Here is an 8416-nt window from a genome sequence, read left to right on the forward strand (position 1 = left end):
TGGCGCTCCCTGCTCGTTCCAGTCGTCGAAACGGACGGCAGTTGCCCACCCGTCTCGGCCATTGGCAGCAGCCAGATGATTGAGTTTGATCCTAAGCTGCGCCCGGCAATTCCGGCTGTATCAGATCACCGAATCGGTCCAGCGGACGATGTCCTTGGCGGCATCGCCGAACGCACGGTCGAGCGCGCTGACATAGGCCTGATTGCCGCTGCCCGAGACGGGCGCGGTCGCGGTAAAGCTCTTCGAGGCGCGCACCTCGCCATTGCGGTCGTTCAGTATCCGCACGAACAGGTCGACTTCGGCATGTTCGCCGCCGTCGACCCTGACGTCGAAGGAACGGACCTCGACGATGACCTGATAGTCGATCGCCAGCCCCTCGCCCGGTTTGCCGACACCGGCGAAGCTGCCCGAGCGCTGGAATGTCTCGGCCAGCCGCGCCTGCACGATCAGCGGCAGCCGATCGGCCCATTGCGCGCCCTTGAGGTACTGGATCGAGCGCACGGACGGCTTTATGACGATGTTCTGGCTGTCCAGCGCCTTGAGCGCGGAGGGTTGGGCAATGAGGATCTGGCGGCGGCTGCGGCCGCGCGCATCGAGCGGCGGCGCCGACAACTCGAATGTGTCCAGCGGCGGCGGCCCGCCGCCCGGCAAAAACGCGCAACCGGCTAGCGAAAGCGCAAGCAATGCCGCACCCGCTTTGAGCCCGCCCGATTTGACCCCGCCCAATTTAAGCACCACCGACTTCACACGCGATCCCCGTTGTCCCCGAATCGTATGAGCAATCCGCATCCGCAGTGCACTTGCCTGCTGTTCTTGGGGCGGGCGAAAGCCGAAGTCAACGCCGCACCCTGCCGTCGAATTGCCGAACCTCGCCTTCGCCGCCTGACAGGATCCGCTGCGGATTGCGGCTGAGATCCGTCACCGCCTCTTCGATGCGGCTGATCGAACGGCGGCTGTCCTGGACCAGCGCTTCGACGTTCTGCAGGCCCTGACCGGAGAATCGGGCCAGATTGGCGGTGATGGTGCCGAGGCGGGCGTTCAGGGTGTCGGCGACCTGCTTGAACGATCTCAGCGTATTCCTGGCATCGGCTATCATGCCGTCGGCCTGACCTGAGCCGAGCAGTGTATCGACCTTGGCGAGGATGCCGTCGACGCGCACCGAGGCGTCGTTGAGACGCTCCGCGAGCTGCTGCGCGTCCTTGATGGTCTGGTCGATATCGTCGGCCCGGTTGGCGAATTTGCTGGTCACCTTGGCGATGTCGGCGGCAGCCTCGTTGGCGTTTTCGCTTGCCTTCTGGATGTTGGCCAGCGCGGTGCGAACCTGTGCCGGGTCGATGCCGTCGAGAACGCCGTCGACCTTGGCCAGCGTGCCTTGCGTCTTCTGGGCGAAGTCGTTGATCGACCCCACCGCGGTGTCGACATTCCTGACGACCCTGTCGAACTGCTTGCTGGTTTCCTTAAGGTTCGTGGTCACCGTATCGACGTTGGCGACGATGCTCTTGATCTGGTCCTTGTCGACGGCGTTGAGCAGTCCTTCCGCCGCCCTAAGCGTGCCGTCGAGCTTGCCCGAGACACCCCTCAACTCGTCCGAAAGCGAACTGACGCTGGCGAGGAATTTGTCGATGCCGTCGGAGTTCTTGGCCAGCGCGTCGGAGAAGGTCTGCACATTATTGACGGTCTGCGTCAGCGGCCCGCGAACGTCCCGGGTGAAGCCTTCGAGCTGGGTGAAAACCGTATCGGCGCGGGTGAAGATGTTCTGCGCCGTCTGCAACAGGTTGGTGACCGCCGACGGGTTGGCGACGATCTCAGCGACGCGGCCCTCCGCCTCCGCCTGATCGAGAAGATTTACTTCCTTGGGGTCGGCGCCCTTGAGTTCGATATTGGCCTGACCGGTGAGGCCGGCGAGGCCGATATCGGCCTGCGTCGATTTGGTGATCGGCGTCATGCGGTCTATTTCGGCGTCGGCTATGGCGGCGGTCGGATTGTCGACGTCGATATAGACGCGCCTGACATCCCCAACCCTGACGCCGTTGAACAGCACGAAGCTGCCGCGGCCGAGGCCGGAAGCCGATCCCGGAATGCGCACCCGCAGCATCGCCGTCTCACCTCTGTCGCCGATCGCGGCCGTCCAATAGACGAACGCGAACGCTGCCAGGATCGCGGCTAGCGTGAAAATGCCGACAATGACGTAGTTGGCTCTGGTTTCCATTTATCACTTATGGCTACGCGCGGGCCGCAAGATCAAGTTGCCGCGCACGTTTTCCGCGAAAATAGGATTTCACCCAGGGTTCCTCGCTTCTGAGCATGTCGTCGATCGTGCCTTCGACCAGCACTTTCTTTTTGCCGAGGACGGCCACCCGATCACAAGCGGTGAACAGCGTGTCGAGATCGTGCGTGACCATGTACACGGTCAGATCCATGGTATCGCGTAGCTTGACGACCAGTTCGTCGAATTCAGCCGCGCTGATCGGATCGAGGCCGGATGTCGGCTCGTCCAGGAACACGATGTCGGGGTCGAGCGCCAGTGCGCGCGCCAGCGCCGCGCGCTTGATCATGCCGCCGGAAAGCTCGGACGGAAATTTCTGCGCCGCATCCGGCGGCAACCCGACCAGTTCGACCTTGAGCATCGCCAGCTCGTCCATCAGCTTTCTGGGCAGGTCGAGATATTCGCGCATCGGCACCTGCACGTTTTCGAGAACCGTGAGCGCTGAAAACAGCGCGCCGTGCTGGAAGAGGACGCCAAGGCGCATGTCGATGCGAAGACGCTCCCTCTCGCTCGCCTTTTCGACATCGACGCCGAACAGCTTGATCGTTCCCGACTGCTTGTGGACCAGGCCGAGGATGGTGCGCAGGAGAACCGACTTACCGGCACCGGAGGCACCGACAAAACCGAGGATCTCGCCGCGCCTGATATCGAGCGACAATCTGTCGAGAATGACCTTGTCGCCGAAGGACACGGTGATGTCGTGCGCGGAAAGCACGATCTCGTCTTCGTCGGCCCCTTCCGCAACCCCAGTCGCCTTTGTGCTGCCCTGCGTCGCCATGTCAGAACTCGATCGCCGCGTAGAACATGGCGAAAAGCCCATCGAGGATGATGACCACGAAGATCGACTTTACCACCGAAGCGGTCACGTGTTGTCCCAGCGATTCGGCGCTGCCGCCAACCTTCATGCCTTCGACCGAGGCAATCGTGCCAATGATCATGGCCATGAACGGCGCCTTGATCAGCCCGGCAAAGATAGTGCTGAGATCGATGGCGACACGCAGCCGGTCGATGAACGCCGCCGGTGCGATGTCGGAGTAGAGCCATGCGGCCAGGATGCCGCCGCCGAGTGCGGCGAAATTGGCGATGATCGTCAGGCAAGGCAGTGCGATCACCAGCGCGACCAGCCGCGGAAACACCAGCACGCCGATTGGATTGAGCCCGATGACCTTCAGCGCGTCGACCTCCTCGCGCATTTTCATCGAGCCGATTTCAGCCGTAATGGCGCTGCCCGAACGGCCGGCGATCATGATCGCGGTCATCAGCACGCCGAGTTCGCGCAGGATCAGCACGCCGACCAGATCGACGACGAAGATATCGGCGCCGAAATAGCTGAGCTGGTAGGCGCCTTGCTGGGCGACGATCGCGCCGACGATGGCCGACATCAGCACGACCACCGGGATGGCGCCGACGCCCATGCGATCGATCTGGTTGAAGATCGCCGCCGGATTGACCGCATGGCCGCGGCCGAGCTTCATTTGCGAGCCGCGTATCGTGGCGCCCAATATGTTCATCGCGGCCAGGAAGTCGTCGCGCATTTCATAGACACGCCGGCCAACCGCCTCCAGCCCGCGAATGATGATGTTGGGCGGCTTTGTGCCGCCGGAATCGGGTTCGCGCCGGACCGCGTCGCCAACGGCGCCGAGCAGCATCGAGGCAATCTCGCTTTGCCCTTGCAGCCTGATCTCGACGCCTTTCTTTTCGAAGGCGCTGACCAGGCGGTCGATCAGCCAGGCTCCGGCGGTATCCATCTTCTCGATATGCGAAAGGTCGAGCGCCAGCGTCTGGAAACCGCTGCGCTTCTCGATCTTGCGCATCTCGGCGTCGACCAGCGTCACGGTGCGCGTCGTCCAGTTTCCGGAGAAGGCGCAGCCCAGAACGCCACCCTCCTCACCGACCGCGACGCGCGGCTGGTGGTCGGCCTCCTTGGCGGTCGTGCCGCTTGCGTGGCGTTTGCGGATGGTCAACATGGCGTCCTGTTAGCCTGACGGGCCAATCTGTTTAACCTGACGGAACCCACCTGTCGATTTGCCGACAAGCTCGTTGTCCCACAGCCGGAGCAGAAATATATGGCGCGTGTCATTTCGGTCGAGGCCGAGCGCTTTCCCATCGCCGGGACCTTCACCATTTCGCGCGGTTCGAAAACCGAAGCCGAGGTCATCACAGTGACGATCCACGAGGACGGCCAGAGCGGGCGCGGCGAATGCGTCCCCTACAAGCGCTATGGCGAAACGATGGACGGTGTGCGCGATGCGATCGAGGCGATGCGCGGCGAGATCGCTGGCGGCATCAGCCGGGCCGCGCTGCTCGATGCCATGCGCGCCGGAGCCGCCCGCAATGCCATCGACTGCGCGCTATGGGACCTGGAGGCGAAGATCACAGGCAAGCCGGTCGCTTTCAGCATCTGCACGGCTCCGCCGCGCGCACTTGAGACGGCCTACACGCTGTCGCTCGGTGAGCCCGAAGCGATGGCAGCCCAGGCCCGCGCCAACGCCCAGCGCCCGCTGCTCAAGGTCAAGATCGGCGGTAACAACGATATGGCCCGTATCCGCGCGGTTAGGGAGGCGGCACCGGCGAGCCGCATCATCCTTGACGCTAATGAGGGCTGGAGCGACGACAACATCGTTGCAAATCTCGCCTTTGCCGCCGAATACGGCATCGCCCTGATTGAACAGCCGCTGCCGGCGGGCCGTGACGGCGTCCTTCGCCAAATCGCGCATCCGGTGCCGATCTGCGCCGATGAAAGCGTGCATGAGGCAGAGGGCCTTGCCTCGCTTGTCGGCCTTTACGATGCCGTCAACATCAAGCTCGACAAGTCGGGCGGCTTGACCGCTGCCCTTATCCTTCGCGATCGCGCCCGCGAACTGGGTTTTGGCGTCATGGTCGGCTGCATGGTCGGCACGTCATTGGCCATGGCGCCGGCCGTGCTCTTGGCGCAGGATGCCGATTTCGTCGATCTCGACGGTCCGCTGCTGCTTGCCCGCGACCGTGTTCCCGGTCTCGTCTACCAGGGTTCGCTGGTGTCACCGCCCGATACGGCGCTGTGGGGCTGAACGCGCGGCAAGCCCGATCAACGCAAGGCCGATAAGGGCGATCGGGATCATGGCAAAAAAGCCGTCCACGCCGAAGCGGTCATAAAGCGGGCCGGACAAGAGCGTCACCACGGCCGTGAAGAAGCCGTTGGAGAAATAGGCGATGCCTTGCGCGGCCCCGGTGCGCTCCTCCGCGATCGTCTCACCGATCATTTTCTGCAGGCCGATCAGCACCAGCGCCACGGAGATCGCATGCAGCGTCTGGACTGCGAAAAATCCGGCGACGCCAAGGCCGAGCGGCCAGATCATGGGGAAGGCAATCCAGCGCACGATCGCGCCTATCCCGGCCATCACCATGATCGACACGACCGAGAAGGAGCCGAAAACCCGGGTGAAGACCATGAACATGCCGATCTCGGCCACCACACCCCAACCCCAAAGCAGCCCGACCACCTGATCGCCGATGCCGATCGATTTCCAGTAGATCGACACGAAACCGTAGAGAAACGCGTGGCTGGCGGTGATGACGCCGACGCCGATGGAGAAATACAGGAAATAGGCGTTGAGGAGTTTTGGCGCCGATTGCTGGATGTCGGCTGCCGAAAGCGGCGAGGCACGGCGGGGACGGCCGAGCCGCGGCGCGATCAGTGCGACGACAAGCGCCGCGCCAAACGCTGCGAAAATGATCACCGGAACAGCCTGGGCGCCAGTCGCCGACAGGATGAAACCGCCCGCAAGATTTGCGCACAGATAGGAGATCGATCCCCATTTGCGCATACTTGCGTAGTTGGAGCCGAAGCGGCGCACTCCCGACAGTGCCAGCGAATCGGCAATCGGCGAATGCGGTGTCCAGACCACTGCGAGCGCCAGCGAAACAGCGAGCACCATGGCGTAGGTCGGCGTCAGAAAATAACCGGCGGACAGCGCCACAGAAGCGGCCGTCAGCGCGACATAAACATGGGCGCGGTCGCTCGCCCTGTCGGCCAGTGCTGTAAGCAATGGCGTCGTCACCACGCGCAGGAACATTGGTGCTGCGAGAATGACCGCTATCTGCTCGGCATCGAAACCCTCTGCCTGCAGCCACAGCGGGAAGTACGGCAAATGTATCCCGAGCGGCACGAAAAGCGTGAAGAAAATCAGGCCCATGCGCAGTTTGAAATGACGCGGCTTGACGAGCTGTTCGGGTGAAAGCGGCGGCAGGGAGGACATCAGAAGGCAATCCGTCGGCGCGGCATTCGACCGGCCGGTCAGCAGCGCACGTAGATCCCATAGCACGGCAAAAAAAGCGACGAAATCGCCTGGACTAACGCATCATCGCGTCAGGCAGCCTGGACTGCCCTGCCCTTGATGTCGACGATGTCGATCGGGACCAGCACTTCGCTGCCGACCGGAGCCTCCGGCAGGACATGCGCCCAGTGGAGGATCTCCATCTGGCCGTCGAAATGCTCGACCACCGCGGTGCAGCTCTCCACCCAGTCGCCGGTGTTGATGTATTGCACATCCTCGTAGTTTTCGATCGCGGCATGGTGGATGTGACCACAGATCACGCCGTCGACGTGCGAGCGGCGCGCTTCCTCGGTCAGCATGGTCTGGAACGAGCCGATGAAATTCACCGCCTTTTTGACGTTGACCTTGGCCCAGGAGGAAAACGACCAATAAGGCAGGCCAAGCAGTTGGCGAAGCCGCGTCACCACGCGGTTGACGAGCATGGCCGCGTCGTAGGCATAGTCGCCAAGATAGGCCAGCCAGCGCGCGTTGTGGACGACAGTGTCGAACTGGTCGCCATGGATGACAAGAAGACGTTTGCCGTCGGCGGTCTCGTGGATGGCGCGGTCGGCGACGACGATGCCGCCGAAATGCACGCCTTGGAACTGGCGCGCGAACTCGTCGTGATTGCCGGCGATGTAGGTGATGCTGGCGCCCTTGCGCGCCTTACGCAGCAACTTCTGGACGACGTCATTGTGGCTCTGCGGCCAGTGCCAGCTCCGTCTCAGCCGCCAGCCGTCGACGATGTCGCCGACGAGATAGATGATATCGGCGTCGTGATGCCGCAGGAAATCGATCAGGAACTCGGCTTTCGCCGCCTTCGATCCGAGATGGACGTCGGAGATAAACATGCTGCGGAAAGTGCGGGGCTCTGCGCCAGGCATTGGATTCTCACCGTTGCTCTCGTGCAGCCTATGCCCCGATTCATGCAACAACCGTATGACGGTTGCGATTGGTCCAGCCCCAAGAGTAGGTTGCGGCGCCAATCAAAGGAGAAATCGCCATGGATCTCGGTATTCGCGGAAAAAAGGCCATCGTCTGCGCTTCAAGCAGGGGACTTGGGCGCGGCTGCGCCATGGCCCTGGCCGAGGCCGGTTGCGATCTGGTCGTCAACGGGCGCAACGCCGGCCAGCTGGCGAAAACCGCCGCCGAACTGCGCGAAAGATTTGGCGTCAAGGTGACAGAGATCGTCGGCGACGTGTCGAAGCGCGAGGTGCAGAAGGCGCTGCTTGCAGCCTGCCCCGATCCCGATATCCTCGTCAACAACAATGGCGGACCGCCGCTTCGCGATTTCCGCGAGCTCAACCGCGAAAAGATCCTCGAAGGCGTCACCCAGAACATGGTGACCCCGGTCGAACTGGTTCAGGCTGTGATCGACGGCATGGCCGAGCGCGGCTTCGGCCGCATCGTCAACATCACCTCGTTGTCGGTCTATGTTCCCATTCCCGGCCTCGACCTGTCGTCCGGCGCGCGCGCCGGCCTGACCTCGTTCCTTGCCGGCGTCGCGCGGACGGTGGTCGACCGCAATGTGACGATCAACAACATGCTGCCGGGCAAGATCGACACCGACCGGCTGCGGCCCCCGCATGAAGCCGGCACCCCCGAAGATCCGGCTGCTGCCGCCGCACGCAAGACCCAGGCAGCAGCCAACGTTCCGGCCAAGCGGCTCGGCACGCCGGAGGAATTCGGCCAGATCTGCGCCTTCCTGTGCTCGGTTCATGCCGGCTATCTGACCGGGCAGAACATACCGGTCGATGGTGGCGCCTACGTCAGCGCGTTCTAGTGGCAGAATCCAAGGCTTGGCACCCGCTGGGAACGGCGGGAGGCGATCCATCTCGGCCGTACTTGTCAGGAA

General features: G+C 63.0%; 8 protein-coding genes. 2 read left to right on the forward strand and 6 right to left on the reverse strand.

Going from position 1 to position 8416, the window contains the following annotated elements; translation table 11 throughout:
- Nucleotides 1-120: 120 nt before the first annotated feature.
- The 4 genes from EOA78_RS24890 to EOA78_RS24905 are packed head-to-tail and all read right to left on the reverse strand — an operon-like array spanning nt 121 to nt 4233.
- Nucleotides 121-789 carry an ABC-type transport auxiliary lipoprotein family protein gene (locus EOA78_RS24890; protein WP_206533492.1) on the reverse strand — a complete coding sequence of 223 codons (669 nt, stop codon included), beginning with the start codon at nt 787-789 and terminating at the stop codon, nt 121-123.
- A 46-nt stretch (nt 790-835) separates the two neighbouring features.
- Nucleotides 836-2209 carry an MlaD family protein gene (locus tag EOA78_RS24895; RefSeq protein ID WP_127317426.1) on the reverse strand — a complete coding sequence of 458 codons (1374 nt, stop codon included), beginning with the start codon at nt 2207-2209 and terminating at the stop codon, nt 836-838.
- Nucleotides 2210-2222: 13 nt separating this feature from the next.
- A complete protein-coding gene (locus EOA78_RS24900; protein ID WP_065009514.1) occupies nt 2223-3044 on the reverse strand; it encodes an ABC transporter ATP-binding protein in 822 nt (273 codons plus the stop codon).
- Nucleotide 3045: 1 nt separating this feature from the next.
- On the reverse strand, nt 3046-4233 hold the full coding sequence (locus tag EOA78_RS24905) for an ABC transporter permease (RefSeq protein ID WP_127317427.1): 1188 nt from the start codon (nt 4231-4233) through the stop codon (nt 3046-3048).
- 99 nt (nt 4234-4332) lie between these two features.
- Between EOA78_RS24905 and dgcA the strand changes: the two genes are divergently transcribed.
- Nucleotides 4333-5316 (forward strand): N-acetyl-D-Glu racemase DgcA, encoded by a 984-nt coding sequence (dgcA, locus tag EOA78_RS24910; RefSeq protein WP_127317428.1) that lies wholly within the window; start codon nt 4333-4335, stop codon nt 5314-5316.
- Here dgcA and EOA78_RS24915 read toward each other — a convergent pair.
- Entirely contained in the window at nt 5287-6504 is a 1218-nt protein-coding gene (locus EOA78_RS24915) for an MFS transporter (protein WP_127317429.1), read from the reverse strand. The genes dgcA and EOA78_RS24915 overlap by 30 nt on opposite strands.
- A 110-nt stretch (nt 6505-6614) precedes the next feature.
- Entirely contained in the window at nt 6615-7412 is a 798-nt protein-coding gene (locus EOA78_RS24920; RefSeq protein ID WP_164783922.1) for a UDP-2,3-diacylglucosamine diphosphatase, read from the reverse strand.
- Between the two features lie 152 nt (nt 7413-7564).
- Between EOA78_RS24920 and EOA78_RS24925 the strand changes: the two genes are divergently transcribed.
- Nucleotides 7565-8344 carry an SDR family oxidoreductase gene (locus EOA78_RS24925; RefSeq protein ID WP_127317431.1) on the forward strand — a complete coding sequence of 260 codons (780 nt, stop codon included), beginning with the start codon at nt 7565-7567 and terminating at the stop codon, nt 8342-8344.
- The last annotated feature ends 72 nt before the right edge of the window (nt 8345-8416 follow it).

Source organism: Mesorhizobium sp. M5C.F.Cr.IN.023.01.1.1, from assembly GCF_003997585.1.
Taxonomy (GTDB): Bacteria; Pseudomonadota; Alphaproteobacteria; order Rhizobiales; family Rhizobiaceae; genus Mesorhizobium; species Mesorhizobium wenxiniae.

Bases quoted from the DNA above. Each gene is read 5' to 3' on its own strand.
- EOA78_RS24895 (WP_127317426.1), bottom strand. From the start codon at position 2,209: ATGGAAACCAGAGCCAACTACGTCATTGTCGGCATTTTCACGCTAGCC.
- dgcA (WP_127317428.1), top strand. From the start codon at position 4,333: ATGGCGCGTGTCATTTCGGTCGAGGCCGAGCGCTTTCCCATCGCCGGG.
- EOA78_RS24900 (WP_065009514.1), bottom strand. From the start codon at position 3,044: ATGGCGACGCAGGGCAGCACAAAGGCGACTGGGGTTGCGGAAGGGGCC.
- EOA78_RS24890 (WP_206533492.1), bottom strand. From the start codon at position 789: ATGCGGATTGCTCATACGATTCGGGGACAACGGGGATCGCGTGTGAAG.
- EOA78_RS24905 (WP_127317427.1), bottom strand. From the start codon at position 4,233: ATGTTGACCATCCGCAAACGCCACGCAAGCGGCACGACCGCCAAGGAG.
- EOA78_RS24925 (WP_127317431.1), top strand. From the start codon at position 7,565: ATGGATCTCGGTATTCGCGGAAAAAAGGCCATCGTCTGCGCTTCAAGC.
- EOA78_RS24920 (WP_164783922.1), bottom strand. From the start codon at position 7,412: ATGTTTATCTCCGACGTCCATCTCGGATCGAAGGCGGCGAAAGCCGAG.
- EOA78_RS24915 (WP_127317429.1), bottom strand. From the start codon at position 6,504: ATGTCCTCCCTGCCGCCGCTTTCACCCGAACAGCTCGTCAAGCCGCGT.